The organism is Streptomyces ruber (assembly GCF_014648075.1).
Lineage (GTDB): Bacteria > Actinomycetota > Actinomycetes > Streptomycetales > Streptomycetaceae > Streptomyces > Streptomyces ruber.
The window spans coordinates 147,150-167,616 of record NZ_BMQK01000003.1 but is presented as its reverse complement, the minus strand read 5'-3'; the positions used below and the strand labels follow the sequence as shown (position 1 = coordinate 167,616).

At 75.2% G+C, this 20,467-nt stretch carries 18 protein-coding genes; 6 read left to right on the top strand and 12 right to left on the bottom strand.

Annotated elements, in window-relative coordinates; translation table 11 throughout:
- A complete protein-coding gene (locus IEZ04_RS08920) occupies window positions 1-1,239 on the bottom strand; it encodes an ROK family protein (protein ID WP_189216186.1) in 1,239 nt (412 codons plus the stop codon).
- A gap of 72 nt (window positions 1,240-1,311) precedes the next feature.
- On the bottom strand, window positions 1,312-1,968 hold the full coding sequence (locus tag IEZ04_RS08915) for an alpha-ketoglutarate-dependent dioxygenase AlkB family protein (RefSeq protein ID WP_189216185.1): 657 nt from the start codon (window positions 1,966-1,968) through the stop codon (window positions 1,312-1,314).
- A gap of 65 nt (window positions 1,969-2,033) precedes the next feature.
- On the opposite strand from IEZ04_RS08915, the gene IEZ04_RS08910 reads away from it, so the two are divergent.
- Window positions 2,034-3,197, top strand: a complete 1,164-nt coding sequence (locus IEZ04_RS08910) for a methyltransferase (protein ID WP_189216184.1) — start codon at window positions 2,034-2,036, stop codon at window positions 3,195-3,197.
- On the opposite strand, the gene IEZ04_RS08905 is transcribed toward IEZ04_RS08910, so the two are convergent.
- The gene (locus IEZ04_RS08905; protein WP_189216183.1) at window positions 3,175-4,029 is read right to left on the bottom strand and encodes a class II fructose-bisphosphate aldolase; all 855 of its coding nucleotides are present in this window, start codon (window positions 4,027-4,029) and stop codon (window positions 3,175-3,177) included. The two genes, IEZ04_RS08910 and IEZ04_RS08905, sit on opposite strands and share 23 nt — an antisense overlap.
- An 11-nt stretch (window positions 4,030-4,040) precedes the next feature.
- Window positions 4,041-4,940 (bottom strand): SIS domain-containing protein, encoded by a 900-nt coding sequence (locus IEZ04_RS08900; protein ID WP_189216182.1) that lies wholly within the window; start codon window positions 4,938-4,940, stop codon window positions 4,041-4,043.
- Between the two features lie 149 nt (window positions 4,941-5,089).
- Here IEZ04_RS08900 and IEZ04_RS08895 point away from each other — a divergent pair, with 149 nt between their 5' ends.
- Complete coding sequence (locus IEZ04_RS08895) at window positions 5,090-5,869, top strand: DeoR/GlpR family DNA-binding transcription regulator (protein WP_189216181.1); 780 nt, start codon at window positions 5,090-5,092, stop codon at window positions 5,867-5,869.
- Window positions 5,870-5,900: 31 nt separating this feature from the next.
- Here the strand turns inward: IEZ04_RS08895 and IEZ04_RS08890 are convergent, their stop codons facing one another.
- The 4 genes from IEZ04_RS08890 to IEZ04_RS08875 form a co-directional block, all read right to left on the bottom strand.
- Complete coding sequence (locus tag IEZ04_RS08890) at window positions 5,901-7,187, bottom strand: alpha-glucoside ABC transporter substrate-binding protein (protein WP_229820906.1); 1,287 nt, start codon at window positions 7,185-7,187, stop codon at window positions 5,901-5,903.
- Complete coding sequence (locus IEZ04_RS08885; protein WP_189216180.1) at window positions 7,184-8,428, bottom strand: GlnX family signal transduction membrane protein; 1,245 nt, start codon at window positions 8,426-8,428, stop codon at window positions 7,184-7,186. Before IEZ04_RS08885 ends, IEZ04_RS08890 begins: the two co-directional genes overlap by 4 nt.
- On the bottom strand, window positions 8,332-10,635 hold the full coding sequence (locus IEZ04_RS08880) for a tetratricopeptide repeat protein (RefSeq protein WP_189216179.1): 2,304 nt from the start codon (window positions 10,633-10,635) through the stop codon (window positions 8,332-8,334). Before IEZ04_RS08880 ends, IEZ04_RS08885 begins: the two co-directional genes overlap by 97 nt.
- 684 nt (window positions 10,636-11,319) lie before the next feature.
- Entirely contained in the window at window positions 11,320-11,571 is a 252-nt protein-coding gene (locus IEZ04_RS08875) for a DUF5133 domain-containing protein (RefSeq protein ID WP_189216178.1), read from the bottom strand.
- 348 nt (window positions 11,572-11,919) lie between these two features.
- Here IEZ04_RS08875 and tgmA point away from each other — a divergent pair, with 348 nt between their 5' ends.
- A complete protein-coding gene (gene tgmA / locus IEZ04_RS08870; RefSeq protein ID WP_189216177.1) occupies window positions 11,920-12,111 on the top strand; it encodes a putative ATP-grasp-modified RiPP in 192 nt (63 codons plus the stop codon).
- Between the two features lie 16 nt (window positions 12,112-12,127).
- Window positions 12,128-13,111 (top strand): ATP-grasp ribosomal peptide maturase, encoded by a 984-nt coding sequence (gene tgmB / locus IEZ04_RS08865; RefSeq protein ID WP_189216176.1) that lies wholly within the window; start codon window positions 12,128-12,130, stop codon window positions 13,109-13,111.
- A 217-nt stretch (window positions 13,112-13,328) separates the two neighbouring features.
- Here tgmB and IEZ04_RS08860 read toward each other — a convergent pair whose 3' ends face one another.
- A complete protein-coding gene (locus IEZ04_RS08860; protein ID WP_189216175.1) occupies window positions 13,329-14,546 on the bottom strand; it encodes a geranylgeranyl reductase family protein in 1,218 nt (405 codons plus the stop codon).
- 186 nt (window positions 14,547-14,732) lie between these two features.
- Between IEZ04_RS08860 and IEZ04_RS08855 the strand changes: the two genes are divergently transcribed.
- A complete protein-coding gene (locus tag IEZ04_RS08855; RefSeq protein ID WP_189216174.1) occupies window positions 14,733-16,094 on the top strand; it encodes a dipeptidase in 1,362 nt (453 codons plus the stop codon).
- Window positions 16,095-16,689: 595 nt separating this feature from the next.
- Here IEZ04_RS08855 and IEZ04_RS08850 read toward each other — a convergent pair.
- The 3 genes from IEZ04_RS08850 to IEZ04_RS08840 form a co-directional block, all read right to left on the bottom strand.
- On the bottom strand, window positions 16,690-17,727 hold the full coding sequence (locus IEZ04_RS08850; RefSeq protein ID WP_189216173.1) for an NUDIX hydrolase: 1,038 nt from the start codon (window positions 17,725-17,727) through the stop codon (window positions 16,690-16,692).
- Window positions 17,728-17,907: 180 nt separating this feature from the next.
- Window positions 17,908-18,120, bottom strand: a complete 213-nt coding sequence (locus IEZ04_RS08845; protein ID WP_189216172.1) for a hypothetical protein — start codon at window positions 18,118-18,120, stop codon at window positions 17,908-17,910.
- 97 nt (window positions 18,121-18,217) lie between these two features.
- A complete protein-coding gene (locus tag IEZ04_RS08840) occupies window positions 18,218-19,165 on the bottom strand; it encodes an ROK family protein (RefSeq protein WP_189216171.1) in 948 nt (315 codons plus the stop codon).
- Window positions 19,166-19,480: 315 nt separating this feature from the next.
- Here IEZ04_RS08840 and IEZ04_RS08835 point away from each other — a divergent pair, with 315 nt between their 5' ends.
- Entirely contained in the window at window positions 19,481-20,467 is a 987-nt protein-coding gene (locus IEZ04_RS08835; RefSeq protein WP_229820962.1) for a LacI family DNA-binding transcriptional regulator, read from the top strand.

The window sequence follows — 20,467 nt, the reverse complement described above, 5'->3', positions numbered from 1 at the left end:
CTAGGTCAACGCCGCGATCGGATCGTCGAGAACCGGCTGCCAGGCCAACTCGGCCGCGCCCACGAGACTGTTGTGGTCCAGGGTGCACGGCAGGATCGGCACGCCACCGCTCTGCCGTCCCCACAGGCTGCGGTCGGTGACGACCGCGCGCAGCCGGTCGGGGTCGGTCTCCAGGAGGGTGCGGTGCAGGCCGCCGAGGATGATGCGGTCCGGGTTGAGGATGTTGACCAGCCCGGCGAGGCCCAGACCCAGCCGGTCGATCAGCGCCTCGGTGGCCGTGCGGACGGCCGGGTCGTCGTACCGGGTGCGGATCAGGTCCTCGGCCTGCCGGAGCAGTGACACCACGGGCCCCGGTTCGCGGCCGGCCGCCGTGAGGAGGGCCAGCGGGTCCGCCTCCACGTCCAGGCAGCCGCGGCTCCCGCAGTGACAGGGGCGCCCGCCCTCGGGGTTGACCGTGAGGTGCCCCACCTCCAGCGCGAGCCCCGAACTGCCCGTGTGCAGACGGCCGTCGAGCACCAGCGCACCACCGACACCCCGGTGCCCGGTGGCCACGCACAGCAGGTCCCGTGCGCCGCGTCCCGCGCCGTGCCGGTGCTCGGCGAGGGCGACGAGGTTGACGTCGTTCGCCGCGAACACCGGTCCCGTGATGCCGGCGGCGCGCACCCGCTCGGCGAAGATCTCCCGCACGGGCGCACCCGCGGGCCAGGCCAGGTGCAGCGGGGCCAGCGCGAGCCCCTCCGGTTCGGCGACCGCGGACGGCACGGCGACCGCGGCGCCCACGCACCGCCGCCCGGTCTCGCGCAGCAGCTCCGCCCCCGCGTCGACGACCGAGCCGAGCACCTTCGCGGGGTCCGCGTCGACGGTCTCGCAGCCGGGCGCGGTGGCGACGATCCGCCCGCCGAGCCCCACCAGGGCGGCGCGCCAGCCGTCGGCGTGCACCTGGGCGGCGAGGGCGACGGGCCCGTCCCCGGCGACCTCCAGCCGGTGGGAGGGGCGGCCCTGGGAACCCGCTGCGCCCGGGTGCGCGTCGACGCGGATCAGCCCGAGCGCCTCCAGTTCGGCGGCGACGGCGCCCGCGGTGGCGCGGGTGACGCCGAGTTCGGCGGTGAGCACGGCGCGGGTCGGGGCGCGTCCGGTGTGCACGAGCTGCAGCGCCGGGCCGAGTGCCGCGCGCCCCCGGTCCAGTCGCGTCCGTGTGGTCGCTCCGCCCGCCTTCCTCGGGGCCTCTTTGCCGTCCATGAGGGCACAGTGTCGCATGATCCGCCCGCCGGGCGCCCCGGCGGACCGGCCGTGGTCTCCCGTCGGTCCGGGTCAGTTCGCGTCGAGGCCGCTCACCCGCAGCGTCACGTTCAGCCGCCCGGTCAGGCCGAGTCCGGGCGGCGCGCTGCCCGGGTGCACCCGGGGCACACCGTGGTACGCGAGCCGGGACGCGCCGCCGAACACGAACAGGTCGCCGCTGCGCAGCTCGACGTCCGTGTAGGGCCGCGTCCGCGTCGCGGTGTTGCCGAAGCGGAAGACACAGGTGTCGCCGAGGCTCAGGGACACCACCGGGGCGTCCGACCTCTCGTCGCTGTCGCGGTGCATGCCCATGCGGGCGTCACCGCCGTAGAAGTTGATCAGGGCGATGTCGTACGGGGCCGTGGCCGCGCCCTCGCCGAGGGCGTCCGCGACCGCCCGCCGGCCGAGCTCACCGAGCCAGTCCGGGAACGGCTTCACCGGCGTACCGTCGCCGTCGACGACCGTGCGGGCGTAGGCGTACGGGTACCAGTGCCAGCCGAGGCAGACCTGCCGGGCCGTCATCGTGCCGCCGCCGGGGGTGCGCACCGTGCGCAGTCCGGCGGGCGGCCGGGCCCACGCGCGGCAGGCGTCGAGCAGCCGCCGCTGGGCTCCCGCGTCCAGCCAGTCGGGCACGTGCACGGCCCCCGGCGCGATCTCCGCCCGGTCCCTGGGGAACAGCTCGGCGTCCATGGTCCCATCCTCGCCGATTCCGGCCGGCCGGTCCCGACCTGCGGCTCGGCTAGCCTGGACGCACGATGAACGACCGGATGACCACGCCCTGGGACGGGCTCGCGCTGACCCGCTTCCCCGAGGACCCCCGCGACCGGCTGCGCGCCTGGGACGCCGCCGACGAGTACCTGCTGGGTCACCTGGCGGAGAGCGGCACCGGGCCATCCGGCACGGTCGTGGTCGTGGGCGACCGCTGGGGCGCGCTGACCACGGCACTCGCCGCGCACCGCCCGGTACAGATCACGGACTCGTACCTGGCGCGGCGGGCGACCCTGGCGAACCTGGAGCGCAACGGTGTCCCGGCCGCGTCCGTGCGCCTGCTCACCACCCAGGACCCGCCGCCCGGACGGATCGACGTCCTGCTGGTGCGCGTGCCGAAGAGCCTCGCCCTGCTGGAGGACCAGCTGCTGCGGCTGGCTCCCGCGGTGCACACGGACACGGTCGTCGTCGGCACGGGCATGGTGAAGGAGATCCACACCTCGACGCTGCGGCTGTTCGAACGGATCCTCGGCCCGACCCGGACGTCGCTCGCGCGGAAGAAGGCCCGGCTGATCTTCTCGTCGCCCGACCCGGCTCTGCACCGGGACGCCAGTCCCTGGCCGTACCGCTACGCGCTCCCCGTGGACGTCGGCCCGGTCTCCGGCCGCACCGTCGTGAACCACGCGGGCGTGTTCTGCGCCGACCGCCTCGACATCGGCACCCGGTTCTTCCTGAAACACCTGCCGGACGCCCCGCCCGCCGGAGGCGGCTCCCGTGTCGTCGACCTCGGCTGCGGCAACGGTGTCGTGGGGACGGCCATGGCGCTGACCGCGCCGGACACCGAGGTGGTGTTCGTGGACGAGTCGTACCAGGCGGTGGCCTCCGCGGAGGCCACGTACCGGGCCAACGCCGACGGGAAGGCGGAGTTCCGCGTCGGCGACGGGATGGAGGGCTTCGAGCCCGGCAGCGTCGACCTCGTGCTCAACAACCCGCCGTTCCACTCCCACCAGGCGACGACGGACGCCACGGCGTGGCGGATGTTCACCGGGGCGAAGCGGGCGCTGCGCCCCGGCGGCGAGCTGTGGGTGGTCGGCAACCGCCACCTCGGCTACCACGTGAAGCTGCGCCGGCTGTTCGGCAACAGCACCGTGGTGGCGGGCGATCCGAAGTTCGTGGTGCTCAGGGCGGTCAAGGGCCGACGAGGACACTGATCAGCCGGGTCACCGTGCCCGCCATGGCCTCGCGGCCCACGGCGAGCCAGTGCCGCGGGTCCACCGTGCCGGGGTGGGCGGCGAGGTGCTGCCGGACCGCGCCCGTCAGCGCGATGTTGAGGGCCGTCCCGATGTTGACCTTCGCGATGCCGCCCCCGACGGCCGCCCTGAGCTCGCCGTCGGGGACCCCGGAGGAGCCGTGCAGGACCAGCGGCACGTCCAGCGCGGCGCGCAGGCGCTTCAGCAGGGCGTGGTCGAGGGCGGCGGTGCGCGTGGTCATGGCGTGCGCGCTGCCGATCGCCACGGCCAGGGCGTCCACGCCGGAGTCGGCGACGAAGGCGCGGGCCTCGCCCGGGTCGGTACGGGCCCCGGGGGCGTGCGCGTCGAGCGGCGGCGCCCCGTGCTTCCCGCCGACCTGCCCCAGCTCGGCCTCGATCCACAGTCCGCGCGCGTGCGCCCAGTCGGCGGCGGCGCGGGTGGCGGCGAGGTTCTCCTCGTACGGCAGCCGGGACGCGTCGTACATCACGGAGCTGAACCCGGCGTCGGGCGCCCCGCGCAGCAGGTCGTCGTCCTGGACGTGGTCGAGGTGCAGGGCGACGGGCACGCCCGCGCGCTCGGCGGCGGCGGTCGCGGCGCGGGCCAGCGGCAGGAGGTGTCCGCCGCGGAACCGCACCGCGTTCTCGCTGACCTGGAGGACGACGGACGAGCCGGCGGACTCGGCGCCCCGGACGACCGCCTCGACGTGTTCCAGGGTGATGACGTTGAACGCGGGGACCGCGGTGCGGGCGGCGGCGGCCTCGGTGATCAGTTCACCGGTGGTGACGAGCGGCACGGCTGCTCCCCCTATCCCTCGTGCAGGGCGGCGGCGTCGAGGATCACCGAGCGGGTGAGGTGGCGGGGCCGGTCCGGGTCGAGTCCGCGGGCCGCGGCCACGGCGACGGCGAGCCGCTGGGCGCGGACCAGTTCGGCGAGCGGATCGAGCCCGCCCGCCACCCAGGCCGCGCCCGTGTCGCGCACCTGCCGGGCCAGCCCGTCGGGTGCGTCGCCGAGCATCCAGGTGGCCGTGGACCGCGTGGTGACGCTGATCGGGCCGTGCCGGTACTCCATGGCCGGGTAGGACTCGGCCCACGCCAGCGCGGCCTCGCGCATCTTCAGCGCGGCCTCGTCGGCGAGCCCGACGGTCCAGCCGCGGCCGAGGAAGGTGAACTGCGTGCTGCCGACGAGCTGTTCGGGCAGCGGCGCCCGCAGCGCGGTGCGGGCGTCGGCGACGGCGGTGCCGGTGTGCAGGCCGAGGTGGGCGCGGAGCAGGGTGAGCGCCGTGGTCGCGAAACGCGTCTGGACGACGGACCGTTCGTCGGCGAAGTCCAGGACGACGAGGTCGTCGGCGGCCGTCGCCACCGGAGTGGCCGGGTCCGCGGTGACCGCGACCGTCCGGATACTCCCCCGCAGCCGGCCGAGGAGGTCGAGGACCTCGGTGGTGGTGCCGGACCGGGTGAGGGCGACGACCCGGTCGTACGGGCGGCCGTGCGGGAACTCCGAGGCGGCGTACGCGTCGGTCTCGCCCTGCCCCGACCCCTCGCGCAGGCCGGCGGCCGCCTTCGCCATGAAGTACGAGGTCCCGCACCCCACGATCGCCACCCGCTCCCCCGCGCCGGGCAGCACCGCCGCGTGGCGGGGGGCCTCCCCGGCGGCGCGGGCCCAGCACTCCGGCTGGCTGTTCAGCTCGTCCTCGACGTGGCTCATACCCCGACCCCTCCGGACTGGACACCGCATGACGCTCGTTTCTGCAAGATAGAGCCACCTTCCAAGCACTTTCAAGCATGCGGACGCCACTTCATCCCGCCGGCTGCGCTAGGGTCGCCGGAGGACCGACGCGTCGAACGGAGGCTCGGATGTCGCGCGACGCCCGCTGGAAGGCGCTGCTGGACCTGCTCGTCGAGCGGGGCCGGCTGGACGTCGAGGAGGCGGCGGCCGAGCTCTCCGTCTCCCCCGCGACGATCCGCCGCGACTTCGACGGGCTGGCCGAGCAGCAGATGCTCGTGCGCACCCGGGGCGGTGCGGTCGTGCACGGCGTCTCGTACGAGCTGCCGCTGCGCTACAAGACCGCCCGCCGCGCCCCGGAGAAGGAGCGGATCGCCCGGGCGGTCGCGCACCTGGTCTCTCCCGGCGAGGCGGTCGGCCTGACCGGCGGCACGACCACCACGGCGGTCGCGCGGGCCCTGGCCGTACGCCCCGACCTGACCTCGGGCGCCCCCGCGCTGACCGTCGTCACCAACGCGCTCAATATCGCGGGCGAGCTGGCCGTGCGCCCCCAGTTCAAGATCGTCCTGACCGGCGGGGTCGCCCGCCCCTCCTCCTACGAGCTGGTCGGGCCGCTCGCCGACGGGGTGCTCGGCCAGATCACCGTGGACGTGGCCGTGCTCGGCGTGGTCGCCCTCGACGTGCGCGACGGCGCGGCGGCGCACGACGAGGCGGAGGCGGCGGTCAACCGGCTGCTGTGCGAGCGCGCCGCCCGGGTCGTCGTCGCGGCCGACTCCAGCAAGCTGGGCCGGCGGGCGTTCGCCCGGATCTGCCCGACCGCGGCGGTGCACACCCTGGTCACGGACTCGGCGGCGGACGAGGGGACGGTACGGCGGTTCGAGGAGGCGGGGGTACGGGTCGTGGTGGTCTGATCCGCGCCCCTTGCGACCGGCTCGCGCCCGCTCAGCCGCCGGGGCTCGCGCAGATGTCCTCCGGCGGCCGGAACGAGCGGTCCCCGCGGTAGTCCTCGTCCATCCGCAGCCGTACGGTCTCCAACTGCCCGAGCAGCGTGTCGAGACGGCTCTGCGAGGGGTGCCGGAAGAATTCCAGCACCGCCCGGTGGAAGGCGTCGCGCAGCGCGGGCGGCATCACGTCGGAGGCGTCGAAGCACAGGGTGCGGGCGTCCTCCGTGAGCAGTTCGTGGATCCGCCGCTCGACGGGGTCGGCGGCCGGGCCCGGCGGGTGGTCCGCCGTGTCCGGGAACAGCGGACGCACCGCCGGGTCCGCCTCCGCCCGCCAGCGCTGCCGCCCCGCACGGCCCGACAGCCGCTCCACCAGTTCCTGGGCGCCCGGGTCGTCGCTGAACACGGCGGCCATGTCCCCCGCGACCTCGTACGCGTCCGCGTACTCGGGCCGTCCGCCGAGGTAGCGGGCCGCCGGTTCCACGCGCACCTCGTCGCCCGCGTACAGGTAGCGCACGAAGGCGCTCTGGTGCTCGTGCGTGCAGTCGAAGCCGGGCGAGTCGAGCAGTCCGCGCGGGCCCCCGGTCCCGGACTCGCCCTCGTACGACGTGGTCAGGGAGTGCTGGACGGACGCGGGAGTGCGGTCGCCGAGCAGCCGGGACCAGGTCGTCCAGGCGCGCCGGACGGCCGGATCGCGCCAGTCCCTCCGGCCCGTCGCCCAGCTCTCGTAGAACTCGGGGCCCTCCTGGTGCAGGAGGATGTCCTCGATCCAGTCGGTGCCGGGCCAGCCGGAGGTGGCCTGCGAGGCGAGCCCCACGCACCACTCCGGGTCGTCGCGCGGCGCGTCCTTCCCGCTCCACACCAGGCTCTTCAGGTCGATCTTCAGCGGCACCCAGTACCGGCGGGCCCGGCTGTCCACGAGCAGGGCGGGCGCCCACGGCGGGTAGGCGCGGTCGGCGGCCTCCCCGACGAGGGGCCGCAGCCGGTCGCGCCGTGCGTACTCGGTGAGTTCGCCGATGCTGTTGAGAATCGCCACGTCCGGCGGGTCGTCCGCCTCCATCTGGGACAGCAGTGTCTCGCGCAGCGAACGGGTGCCCTCGTACGTGTACTCGCGCCCGGTGCCGTCGTCCAGACTCCTCAGGGCCTCCTCGAAGGCCTCGCCCTCCTTGCCCGTCCACGGGCCGAGGACGACGAGCGGGTCCGGCTCGGCCGTGGCGCAGCCGGGGAGGAGGACGAGCAGGCAGGTCGCGAGGAGGGCGCGCAGCAAGCGGGCCGGTGGTCGGGTCACGAGACGGCTCCCGGGCGGACGACGGCCAGGTACTCACGGCGGTAGGCGTGCAGGGCGCCGCCCGCGAGGACGGCGGTGGCGAGCCCGGCGGGCAGGACGAGGGGGACGGCGCCGTCCAGGAAGGCGATCCGCCCGCCGGCCAGTTCGCCGTCGGCCCGGGACGCCAGTTCCGCGACGGCGGGGGCGCCGGCCTGGCCCGCGCGGTCGAAGGGGCGCTCCTCGGCGTGGGTCTCGGTGTCGGGGGAGACGTCATGGACGAGGGCGTCCGCGACCGGCACGGCCGCGTCCTGCGCGTCCTGCGCGCGCAGCGCGTCCCAGGTCAGCAGCGGGACGGCGAGCAGGGGCAGGGCGGCCGCCGCGAGCGGGACGCTGAACCGGATGCGGAAGCGCTGCCGCAGGAAGACCCCGGTGCGCCACAGTCCGGCGCACAGCAGTGCGAAGGCGAGCGCGGAGACCACCGCGGCGGCGAGCACGCCCGGACCCCAGGCGGCCCGCTCGGCGAGCCGGTCCCGCACCCGCTCCTCCAGCCCCACGAGGCGGTCCACGATCGAGGTCGCGCCGGGGCCGGCCGTCCGTCCCGCCGGTTCGCACGGCGGACGGCCGTCGTACCCGCCGTCCCGGCCGGCATCGGCCGGCGCCGAGCAGAGCATGCCGCGCGCGTAGCTCAGCTCGGCGTCCCGCAGGACGGGATCGGTCGCGTGCCCCTGGGCGCGGGCGATCCAGGCGGTGTAGTCCACGACGAGGGCGGACACCACGCGCGTCTCCTGTTCCTCGGCCACGGTCAGGGCCCCGCCGCGCACGACCTGGTTGAGGCTCTGCGTCGCCCGGGCCACCCGGACGCGGTAGCGCTCGCCGAGCCCGCCGAGCTCCGCCGCCCCGCCGTCCCCCAGGTTCACCTCGGCCTCGGTCTGCGCGATGAGCAGCGACGCCTTCGCGTCCGCGAGGTCGACGAGCGCGGGCGCCAGCCGGTCCCGTACATGGGCCAGGTCGCCGCGCACATCGGCGTACGCCTGTCCGAACGTGCCGAACGCCAGCAGGGCGAGCAGGGGCAGGGCGACGAGGCGGTCCCGCAGGTAGGCGCTGTTGCGGCGGCCCGCGGCGGACGGCCAGGCGTAGCGGTGGACCCGGCGGGCGAGTTCGGCGGCTACGGTGGCGGTGGCCCGTGCGACGGCGACGGCGGTCCGCCGGGCGGCGCGGAGGCGGCCGTGCGGAGCCAGGCGGCGACTCTCTTCCCTAGCCATGGGCTGTCCCTGTGGTGGCGGAAGGCGAGCGGGCGGACCGCGTACGCGCGGTCCAGGAGGGTCTCGGCGACGGCGGGGCCCTCGGGGTCCGCGGACCGGGCCGCCTGGTGGGCGAGGGCGCGGTAGAGCCGCGACAGGTCCTGACGCAGGCGGGTCGCGTCGGCCGGGAAGGCGAGCCGCGGATCGGTGCCGGCGGCGGGCGCGGCGAGTCCCGCCGCGTCCAGGGCGCCCCGTTCGAGGGCGTCCCGCGCGGCCTCCCAGACCTCGGCGGTCATCCGGACGCGGGCCTGGTCGTCGGTGAGGCCGTGGGCGTGGAAGAGCCGGCTGAGGCGGTCCAGTACCTCCGGCAGCCGCCGGCGCAGTTCGCCGTCGTCGTCGGTGGTCCGCAGGTGCGCGACGCCGATGCGGACGGCCGCCGTGCGGGCGGCGGTGCGGTGCCGGGAGTGCTGGGGCACCGCGTCCAGCGCCCGTACGGCCTCCTGCCGGGCCCCTTCGCGGCCGAGCGCGAGGTGGGCGCGGGCGGCGCCGAAGGCCGCGCTGCCCAGGGACGGGTTGCGCAGCCGCACCGCCTCGTAGAACGTCAGGGCCTCCGCCCACCGGTCGAGCCGCTCGGCGCAGTACCCGAGGGCCAGTTTCGGGGCGTACTCGCCAGGGATGGCGGCGTAGACGCGGTCGAAGTGCCCTCGCGCGTCGGCCACGTGGCCGCGGGCGAGCGCGAGGAGGCCGTGGTGCCAGTCCAGCCGCCAGTCGTAGGGGGCGCGCTCGGGGGTGACCAGCTGTTCGGCGGCCCGGAGTTCCCGCTCGGCCGCCTCGGGGCCGCCGTCCGGGGCGCGCAGTCTGAGGCGGCAGCGCAGCAGGTGCACCTCGGTGGACGCGCGCCAGTCCGCGGTGTGCTGGAGCAGCGCCTCCGGGGCGGCGTCGGCGAGTCTGCTCAGTTCGGCGTGGTGGGCGTCGTCCGGGTCGGGCCGGGGCACGGGCAGCCGCTGGGCGACGTCGGCGGGGGACGGCGGCGCGTACGGGAGAGGCGCGTCCGGCGCGGCCCAGTGCGCCGGCGGCGGGGCGGACCCGAGCGCTCCGTCGAGCGCGTACGGCGACGGGAGGAAGAGCGGCGACGGCTCGAAGGTCTCCAGGCCGGTGCGCAGGGATCTCAGCTCGCGGAAGACGCCGCGCAGCTGCTGTTCCATCTCGTGCGCGTCGGCGAACCGTTCGGCCGGTTCGGTGCGGGTCGCGCGGCACAGCACCCGGGCGAGCGAGACGAGGCCGAGACCGCGGGGCGCGGGGGCGGTCATGCGGCCGGCGGCCGGTCCCGCTCCGGCGCCGAGTGTGCCGAGGTCGCCCAGTTCCTCGAGTTCGCCGGGCGACGAGCCCAGTCCGCTGAGCCGTCTGAGGGTCTCGCCGAGGCTGAACAGGTCGTCCTGGCCGGTGGACTCGCCGTCCGGGCCCACGGTGGGGGCCCGGTAGCCGTCCGTGGTGTGTCCGGGCTGCCCGGCCGCGCGGACGCTGCCCACGTCGATGATCTTCGTGGAGGTGCCGTCGTGCATGACGTTGTCGGGCTTCAGGTCGCCGTAGACCTTGGCGGGCCGGTCGGCGTGCAGGTGTCCGAGCGCGGACAGGATGCGGACGCCGTACGCGAGCACGAACTCGTGGAAGCGGCTGCCGCCGAACTCGTCGGGGCCGGTCCGGGCGCGGGCCCGGACCTCCTCCAGGGTGAGTCCGTCCACGTACTGCAGGACGAGGAAGTCGCCCGCGTCGGGGTGGTGGCCGTAGTTGAAGACGCGGATGATGTCGTCGTGGCTGAGGTCGACCAGGGCGCGCCGCTCCCGGGCCAGGGCGCCGGCCTCGGTGGCCTGGCGTCCGGCGTGCAGCATCTTGATGGCGACCTCGCGGTCGTCGACCGCGGTGTCCAGCGCGAGGTAGACCTCGCCGAGTCCGCCGTAGCCGAGCGGCCGGATCAGCCGGTACTGGCCGGCGAGCAGTTGCCCGGGCGGCAGCGGGAGGCCGTCGGGGACGCCGCCCAGCGAGGCCGCGCGCTCCAGCAGGGTGATCGCGGGCAGCAGGGTGGGGTCGGGGCTCTCCTCGGGCAGTTCGACGTGCGCGGCCCGCAGGGGTGCCGCCCCGCCGGCTCCGCCGACGACGACGAGCGGTCCCCACGACTCCCCCGAGTCCACCGGCCCGGCCGACGCGCCCCCGTACGCATCCCCCTCCATGCCACCTCAGCATAGGCCGGAACGCGACGATCGCCCCCTGACGTGCCGCATGCGAACGGTGATACCGCCGTGCTCCACGGGTACATGAGAACTCCACCGGACGGCCGGCGCAGCCCCCTGCCGCTTCCGCGCGCTGCCACCGGCAACGCCCGTGCCGGACACGGGCGAACGGCGCCCGACGACCGGAAGCCCCGGACGGGACGACCGTACCCCTTCGGCACCACCGGACCCGCCGACCGACCACCACCCCACCCGCGAACACGGCATCCACCCGAAAGCCCGCGAACGGAACGACCATGCCCCTCCGGCACCACCGGACCCGCCGACCGACCACCACCCCACCCGCGAACACGGCATCCACCCGAAAGCCCGCGAACGGAACGACCATGCCCCCCGGCACCACCGGACCCGCCGGCCGACCCGGCCGCCACCCCGGCCGCGAACGCACCACGAGCGCTCACCGAAAGGCCACGGACGGGGCGTCGGCGCTCCGGTGCGGCCAGGCCCGAAGGAGCACAACCGGACGAAAGCCGGTGCCTCCGTGGGCGGTCACGCCCCGCATGCCGCCGGGCGGCCGGCCGGAGCCCCCGTGCCCGACCGGGGCCCGTCGGCCGCACCCCCCGTCCAGCGTCTCCCGGGAGACACGGGCACAGGGGGAGCCGGTGTCGTCGGCGGCCGGAGACGTCAGACGGCCAGGGGCAGGTCCCGCTCGCCTCCCGCGGCCGTACCCGTCCTGCGGCCCGCCGCCAGCAGCACCTCGTCCGCGGCCGCGATCGCCTCGTGGACGCAGGTCACGCCCATCAGGGCGCACAGGGCGTTGCCGACCTCGGCCAGGTCCTGTGCCGTCCGCGGCGTCTCCTTCTCCGCATGGGCGATCCTCAACGTCGCGTACCGGGTCAGCAGTTGTCTGACGACCTTCGGGTCGGGAACGAGCACGGTGGGGCTCCTTTCTCGAGTGGTCGGTCGCCTGCCCCGTTCCCCGCCTGTCACTCACAAGCTTCACCGCACGCCCCGAATGTGACCGAATCGCAACCACTCGGGCCCCGGCATGCCGATAGTGCCCCGCCTACGGGGAAGTAGCAGGTACGCGCACATCAATGGCCCGCGACCGGCGCGACCGGCACGCGAGGGCGGCGGGCGCCCGCACGCGGTGACACAGCGTGAGGAAACCAATCACTCGTTCGACGCGTATTACTCCATGGAAGCACAGCGACCCGTGCTGTCCGCGTGACGCCGGAGTGTCACCGTCCGTATGCCCGGGTGGCCCCCGAACAAGGAGAGACGATGCGACTGTTCGCACTCAACTACGCTCGCCCGGCTGAGCAGTTGGAGGTCAGCGCCGCGTACACCTACGACTCCGCCCTGCAGCTGAACGTCCTGTCCGACGGGAGCGTCGCCGCCCACGACTACGGCGTGTTGCGGGAGGCGGGGGCGACGACGTCCACCGCGGGCTCGAAGACCCACTTCGACGACTGACCACGGACCGGCGACGATGACCGTACTGATCCTGACGTGCGAACAGGATGTGACGGCGGACATGGTGGTGGCCCGGCTCAACGCGATCGGTGTCCCCGTGCTCCGGCTCGACCCGGCCGATCTGCCGGGCGGGGTCGCGCTCTCGGGTGAGTACGTGCACGGCGGGTTCCGCGGGCATCTGTCCGCCGGTGGCCGCCTGGTCAGCACGAGCGGCCTGCGGTCCGTCTGGGTCCGCAGGCCCGGGGTCCCGGGCTCCCGGGCGGTACGGCCGTCCGCCTGGCTGTCCGAGGAGTCCGCCCAGGCGCTGTACGGCATCCTGCGCGGCACCGGCGCCCGCTGGATGAACCATCCCGACGCGGCCGCGCGGGCCCGTCACAAGCCCTGGCAGCTGCGCCTCGCCCAGCACGCCGGGCTGCCCGTGCCGGCCACGCTGATCACCACGTTCCCGCAGGCCGCCCGGGACTTCGCGGAGCGCTTCCCCGACCTGGTGGTCAAGACCGTGTCCGGGACGCATCCGCAGGACCCGCCCGAGGCGGTCCCGACGAGCCGCGTGGCACCGGGCACGGACTTCGCCTCCGTCGCCTTCGGTCCGACGCTGCTGCAACGCCGGATCGCCAAGCGTGCCGACATCCGCCTCACCGCCGTGGGCGACCGTCTCCTGGCCGCCCGCAAGCCGGTCGCCGCGGACGCGGGACCCGACGAGGTGGACGTGCGGTTCACCCGGGCCGGCACGTCCTGGGAGCCGGTCGACGTACCGGTGCGTACGGCCGAGGCCGTGCACACCTATCTGCGCCGGGCCCGGCTGGCCTACGGAGCCTTCGACTTCGCGGAGGACGCCGACGGCATCTGGTGGTTCCTGGAGTGCAACCAGTCCGGCCAGTTCGGGTTCGTGGAGATCGACACCGGGCAGCCGATCGCCCGCACCATCGCCGCGTGGCTGGCCCGTGAGACACAGGGGAACGGGCGGTCGGCGGAGCACGAGGGGGTGGCGGGCGTCTGACGGGGCGGCGGGTCCGGTGGCGGGCCCGGTGGCGGGCCCGGTGGTGTTCGGGAGCGGCTCGTCGCACCGTGTTCGCGCGGCGGCGGCCGTCGGACGGGCAGTCGTGACGTCCGGGGCCGTGACGGCCCCGGCGCCGCTTACCGCGCTGCCGGGCTCCGCTCCCGCGCTGCCGGGCGCCGCGGACCGGCCGCGCCGCACCGCACCGGCGACGGGGCGGTCAGCGGTCGAACGCGGTCAGGGCGCGCTGGGCCAGCGGGTGGGTGCGGACGAGTTCGCCGAGCGTGGTCGCGCCGCGCGTGATGTCCATGAACGCCCGCCACGCCGGCCGGAAGCCGGTGAGGACGGCGTGGAACAGGCCGGGGCGGCGCTCGAACGCCTTCAGCATCGTTCTGCCGACGCTCATCTCGACACCGAGCCCCGACTTGACGGCGAAGGCGTAGTTGAGGGCCTGCCGGCGGGCGTCGACCGCGTCGTGCGCCTCCGCGATCCGTACGGCCCACTCCCCCGCGAGCCGGCCGGAGCGCAGCGCGAACGAGATGCCCTCGCGGGTCCACGGCTCCAGCATGCCGGCCGCGTCCCCGCAGACCAGCACGCGTCCGCGCGACAGCGGCGAGTCGTCGGCGCGGCAGCGGGTCAGGTGCCCGGAGGAGATGCTCGGCTCGAAGCCGGCGAGGCCGAGCCGGCCGATGAAGTCCTCCAGATACCGCTTGGTGGCCGCGCCCTCGCCGCGCGCGGAGATCACACCGACCGTCAGCGTGTCGCCCTTGGGGAAGACCCAGCCGTAACTCCCGGGCATCGGCCCCCAGTCGATGAGGACGCGGCCCCTCCAGTCCTCGGCGACCGTCTCGGGCACCGGGATCTCCGCCTCCAGGCCGAGGTCGACCTGGTCGAGCTTCACCCCGACGTGGGCGCCTATCCGGCTGGCGCTGCCGTCCGCCCCGACGACGGCCCGGGCGAGCAGCGTCTCGCCGCCCTGCAGGACGACGGCCACCGTACGGCGGTCCGGCACCGCGGAGCCGTGCTGCTCGACGCGCGAGACCGTGACACCGGTGCGCAGCTCGGCGCCCGCCTTCTGGGCGTGCTCGACCAGCTGCTGGTCGAACTCGGGCCGGTTGACCAGCCCGAACAGCATCTGCTTGGAGCGGCGGGTGCGGGCGAAGCGGCCGTTGTGGGAGAAGGTGACCGCGTGTACCCGGTCCTTGAACGGCAGCTCGAAACCGGGCGGCAGCGAGTCGCGCGAGGGGCCGATGATGCCGCCGCCGCACGTCTTGTAACGGGGCAGCTCCGCCTTCTCCAGCAGAAGGACACGCCGTCCCGCGACCGCCGCCGCGTACGCGGCCGAGGCCCCCGCGGGTCCCGCGCCGACCACGACGACGTCCCACACCTGCCGCACGTCGTCCCGCATGTCGTCCGCCGAAGAGTTCTCGCTGCTCACGATGGTCTACTGCTCCCGATCCGCCGCCTGCGCCTGTTGTCCCGAGCATCCTACGGCGGTCCCCGTCGCGGCCCGCTGTGGGAGGATCGGCAGACGTGTGCGCCTTACACCGTTATGCGCGTACGCAGCCACGTACCCGCCAGTACTACAACTGAGTACAACGTCGCACCCCCCAGGAGCGTGCCCATGTCGTCGAACGATGTCGCCGAGACCGTCGCCGCGCTGATGCCGCGGGCGAAGCAGGAGCTCACCGAGCTGGTGGCCTTCAGATCGGTGGCGGACTTCACCCAGTACCCGCGGAGCGAGAGCGACGCCGCCGCGAACTGGGTCGCGGACGCGCTGCGCGCCGAGGGCTTCGAGGACGTGGCCCTGCTCGACACCCCGGACGGCACCCGGTCGGTGTACGGGTACCTGCCCGGTCCCGAGGGCGCGCGGACGGTCCTGCTCTACGCGCACTACGACGTGCAGCCGCCGCTGGACGAGGAGGCGTGGACCAGCCCGGCGTTCGAGCTGACGGAGCGGGACGGCCGCTGGTACGGGCGCGGCGCGGCCGACTGCAAGGGCGGCGTCCTCATGCATCTGCTCGCGCTGCGGGCGCTGCGGGCGAACGGCGGGGTCCCGGTCGGCGTCAAGGTGATCGTCGAGGGGTCCGAGGAGCAGGCCACCGGCGGTCTCGAGCGGTACGCCGAGCAGCACCCGGAGCTGCTCGCCGCCGACGCGATCCTCATCGGCGACACCGGCAACTTCCAGGTGGGCCTGCCGACGGTCACCGCGGCGCTGCGCGGCACCGCCCTGCTGCGCGTCCGGGTCGACACGCTCGAGGGCAACCTGCACTCGGGACAGTTCGGCGGCGCGGCGCCCGACGCGCTGGCCGCGCTGATCCGGATGCTGGACTCGTTGCGCGCCGAGGACGGTTCGACGACGGTCGACGGGCTCGAGGGGGACGCCGAGTGGCAGGGCCTGCAGTACCCGGAGGAGCAGTTCCGCGGGGACGCCAAGGTGCTCGACGGCGTGGAGCTGACCGGCTCGGGCACGGTCGCCGACCGGGTCTGGGCGCGCCCGGCGGTGACCGTGCTCGGCATCGACTGCCCGCCGGTGGTGGGCGCGACGCCGTCGGTGCAGGCGAGCGCGCGGGCGCTGGTCAACCTGCGGGTGCCGGCGGGGACGCCCGCGGCCGAGGCGGCGAAGCTGCTCCAGGAGCACCTCCAGGCCCGCGTCCCGTGGGGCGCGCGGGCCGAGTTCGAACTCGTCGGACTCGGCGAGGGCTTCCGCGCCGACACCGCGAGCCCGGCGTACGAGGCGATGGCGGCGGCGATGGCGTTCGCCTACCCCGGCGAGGAGCTGCGGTACGCGGGCGAGGGCGGCTCCATCCCGCTCTGCGCCACGCTGGCCGGGCTCTACCCGGACGCCGAGATCCTCATGTTCGGCCTGAGCGAGCCGGAGGCACAGATCCACGGCCTGGACGAGAGCGTGTCCCCCGAGGAACTGGAGCGCCTGTCGGTGGCGGAGGCACTGTTCCTGCGCAACTACGCGAACGCGGCGAACTGACCGGCCCCGCTGCCTCCGACGGGGCCGCCGCCCTCGGCGGACCGTCACCCTCGGCGGGACCGCCGCCGCGCCCGTACCCGACCGGTCGCGACGGCCATGCACGGGCCGCGCCGACCGGCCGGCCGGGTACGGGACCAGCCCGTCACCACGACCGCCCCCGGCCCGCACCGGCCGCCGCGCCCGGGCCCGGCTGGTCACCACGACCACGCACGGGCCGCGCCGGCCGGTCGGCCGGGTACAGGACCGCCCCGTCACCACGGCCGCACTTAGGCCGCGCCAGCGACCATGGCCACGCGCATGGGTGCGGTCGGTCGCCACGGCCACGCACGGGCCTCACCGACCGGCCGGGTACGGGTCCGCCCCGTCACCACGACCGCCCGCGGCCCGCGCCGGCCGCCGCGCCCGCGCCCGGCCCGTCGCCACGGCCGCCCACGGGCCGCGTCCGCCGGTCGGCCGTGTACCGGGCTGGGCAGCCGACCGCCTCCGCCGCTCGGGCGGTGGCGCGTCGGCGGGTCGCCGTGGTCGCCGCCCCGCACCCGCCGGACGGGTCGTCCGCGGCCCCGCCGCCACGCCCCGCCGCGCCGGCCGCAGCGCGCTACACCGGCACTCCCGCCTCCAGATACAGCGCCGTACCCCGCTCGCGGGCCCGCAGTGCCCAGCGGAGCCGTTCGTAGCGGACGGGGGGCAGCAGGTCGGCGGCCTCCTCCTCGGTGACGAAGCGCCATGCGCGCAGTTCGGGGCCGGGCAGGACGGGCCGCTGGTGGCGGGTGCTGTCGAGGCGTCCTCCGTCGTACAGCAGGCGCAGTCCGCCGTAGCCGGGGGGCACGGGCCGCTCCCAGTCCACGACCAGCAGGCGGGGTACGTCGTCGAGGTGTATGCCGGTCTCCTCGGCCACCTCCCGCACGCCCGCGCGCGCGGGCGCCTCACCGGCCTCGACGACCCCGCCGGGGAACTCCCAGCCCGCCTTGTACGTGGGGTCGACGAGCAGGAAGCGGTCCTGGTCGTCGAAGAGCAGCACCCCCGCCGCGAGGGTCTCGGCCGTGGGCTCGGGGGTCTGCACGATGTCGCACACCGGAACGTCGCCGGTGCGCACCGCCTCCGCCACGCGTGACGCGGTCTCGTACGGGGTGTGGAAGCTGGTGTCGACGACGTGGGCGTCGGCGGTCAGCCAGGACGCGAGCGCCGCGTGGTAGGGCTCGATGTGGTCGTACGACCACTGACGGACTCTCATCTCGCCGTCGGGAAGGTCGGGCGGTATCTCCCGTCTGGCTATCCGCTCGCGAAGTATCGTTTCGGCTGGGGCGAGGAGCACGTGCCGTACGGGTATCCGGCGGGCGGCGAGACCACCGAAGATCTCGTCGCGGTAGTCCTGGCGCAGCAGGGTCATGGGAACCACGAGGGTCCCGCCGACCTCCGCGAGCATGGCGGCTGCCGTGTCCACCACGAGCCGACGCCAGCTCGGCAGGTCCTGGTAGTCGCCGACCTCGGCGAGGCGTTTGGCCGGCAGCAGGTGCGTGAGTGCGCCGCCGATGACCTCGGGGTCGAAGAGCGTGCTGTTCGGGATCAGGTCGATCAGTTCCCGTGCGGTGGTGGACTTCCCCGCACCGAACGCACCGTTGATCCAGACGATCACGGTTCCCCCTCTTCTGTTGGCCCTCTGAGGCTTGCCCGCTCCACCCCGGCACGGAAACCAGCCTCCGGTGAGGAGCCGGACACACCGCGCCGGGTCCCCCGCCCGCCCGGCGGAGCACCCGGCGCCGTCGACGGGACGTCAGCCGCCCAGTCCCTGCTGCCCCTTGGCGCCCCCCGGGAACTACTGCCCCGCGTTGCCGCCCAGCGTCGGCTTGTCGACTTCCAGGCTCTTGTCGGTGATCAGCTTGTCGACGGAGCCGGCTTCCCTCAGGAGGTCGTCGACGTCCAGACTGACGAGCGCTTCACCGGCCTCGGCGCTGTGCGACGGGGTGACGGCCGCGACGACGAACCCGGTGGCCAGGGAGGCGATGGCGAGCATGCTGCGCTTCTTCATGCCCGGTCCAACTGCGCAATGCGTGCGAGGTCACGCGAAACAGGGCGATTCGGCTGGGCGGCCGACCGTCGGCGGCGGCCGCCGGGCCCGGCGCGCCTCACACCGCCGTGACGTCGCTCCTCCGGGTCAGGGCCGCGGCGGCCGCGCCGACCAGGCCCGCGTCCGTGCCCATCTGCGCGGGCGCCACGGTCAGCCGCTGTACGAAGGACAGGGTCGCGTAGTCCTTCAGGGCGGTGCGCAGCGGGGCGAAGAGGACGTCGCCCGCCTTGGCCACACCGCCGCCGACGACCGCCAGGTCGACCTCGACGAGGGTCGCGGTCGCCGCGATGCCCGCCGCGAGCGCCTGCGCGGCCCGTTCGAAGGAGGCCAGCGCCACGGGGTCGCCGGCCCGGGCGGCCGCGGCCACGGCGGCGGCCGAGGCGTCCTCGCCGGGCCCGGGCCGCCAGCCGCCCTCCAGCGCGCGGCGCGCGATGTTCGGCCCGCTCGCGATGCGCTCCACACAGCCGCGCGCCCCGCACGGGCACGGATCGCCGTCGAGGTCCACGGAGATGTGACCGATGTGACCGGCGTTGCCGGTGGGCCCGGGATGCAGCCGCCCGTTCAGGACCAGACCGCCGCCGACGCCGGTCGAGACCACCATGCACAGCGCGTTGTCGTGGCCGCGGGCCGCCCCCTGCCAGTGCTCGGCGGCCGTGATGGCCGCACCGTCGCCGATCAGTTCGACGGGCAGCCCGCCGGTGACCGCACGGACCCTGGCGACCAGCGGGAAGCCGCGCCAGCCGGGTACGTTCACAGGACTCACCGTGCCGGCGGAGGCGTCCACCGGGCCCGCGCTGCCGATCCCGACGGCCCGCGCCCGGCTCCACAGCGGGGAGGCGGTCAGCTCGGCGAGCACCTCCTCGACGGCCCGCATCACGGTCTCCCCGTCCTCCCGCGCGGGCGTGGCGCGCTGGGTCCGCACCAGGATCCGGCCCCGGTCGTCCACCAGGGCTCCCGCGATCTTGGTGCCGCCGATGTCGAGCGCGGCCACGAGGTCCGTCTGCATGAGTGTCAGGTCTCCCCCTGCTGTGGCGTCCCACGGACGTACCGGGTTCCCCGGCCGGAGGGGCGCCTGCTTGCGACGCGCCCCGGTGAAAGGCACGGGGCGGGATTGCGGTGGACAGTCTCCCCCGCCCGTGACAACGTTGTCCAGGCTCTACGGGTTCTATGCTCGACGCCACATCGTCGTACGAGCCCGACGGCCGGCGCACCCCCGCCCGGCGGAAACGCGACAACACGACCGTCGACGGCAGAACAGGACTTTCGCATCGTGCCCGAGATCGCCCGCCGGCCCGAGAACCGCTACGGCAACCGCCCGACGATGAAAGACGTAGCCGCGCGCGCGGGAGTCGGACTGAAGACGGTGTCCCGTGTCGTCAACGGCGAGCCCGGCGTCACCGCGGACACCGAGCGCCGGGTACAGGAGGCGATCGAGGCGCTGGGCTTCCGGCGCAACGACAGCGCGCGCGTGCTGCGCAAGGGCCGCACGGCGAGCATCGGCCTGGTGCTGGAGGACCTCGCGGACCCGTTCTACGGTCCGCTCAGCCGTGCGGTGGAGGAGGTGGCGCGCGCCCACGGCGCCCTGCTGTTCAACGGCTCCAGCGCGGAGGACCCCGACCGCGAGCAGGAGCTGGCGCTGGCCCTGTGCGCCCGCCGGGTGGACGGACTGGTGATCATCCCGGCCGGCGGCGACCACCGCTATCTGGAACCGGAGATCCGGGCGGGCGTCGCCACGGTGTTCGTGGACCGCCCGGCCGGGGGGATCGACGCCGACGTGGTGCTGTCGGACAACCACGGCGGCGCCCGGGCCGGGGTCGCGCACCTCGTCGCGCACGGCCACCGGAGGATCGGCTTCATCGGCGACATGCCGCGCATCCACACCGCCGCCGAGCGGCTGCGCGGCTACCGGACGGCCATGGAGGACGCGGGGATACCCGTGGAGCCGTCCTGGACGTCGCTGGGCGCCACCGTCCCCGAGCGGGTGCGCCGCGCCGCCGAGGAGATGCTCTCGGGTCCCGCGCCCGTCACCGCGATCTTCGCGGGCAACAACCGGGTGACGGTCACGGTGGTCCGGGTGCTGGCCGAACTCGGCCGCCCGGTCGCCCTGGTCGGCTTCGACGACTTCGAGCTGGCCGATCTGCTGCGGCCCGGCATAACGGTCGTCGCCCAGGACTCGGGCCGGCTCGGGCGCACCGCCGCCGACCGGCTCTTCCGCCGGCTCGACGGCGCGCTCGTCGCTCCGGAGCGCGTCGAGCTGCCGACCCGTCTGATCACCCGCGGCTCGGGCGAGCTGCCGCCGGCCGGCTGA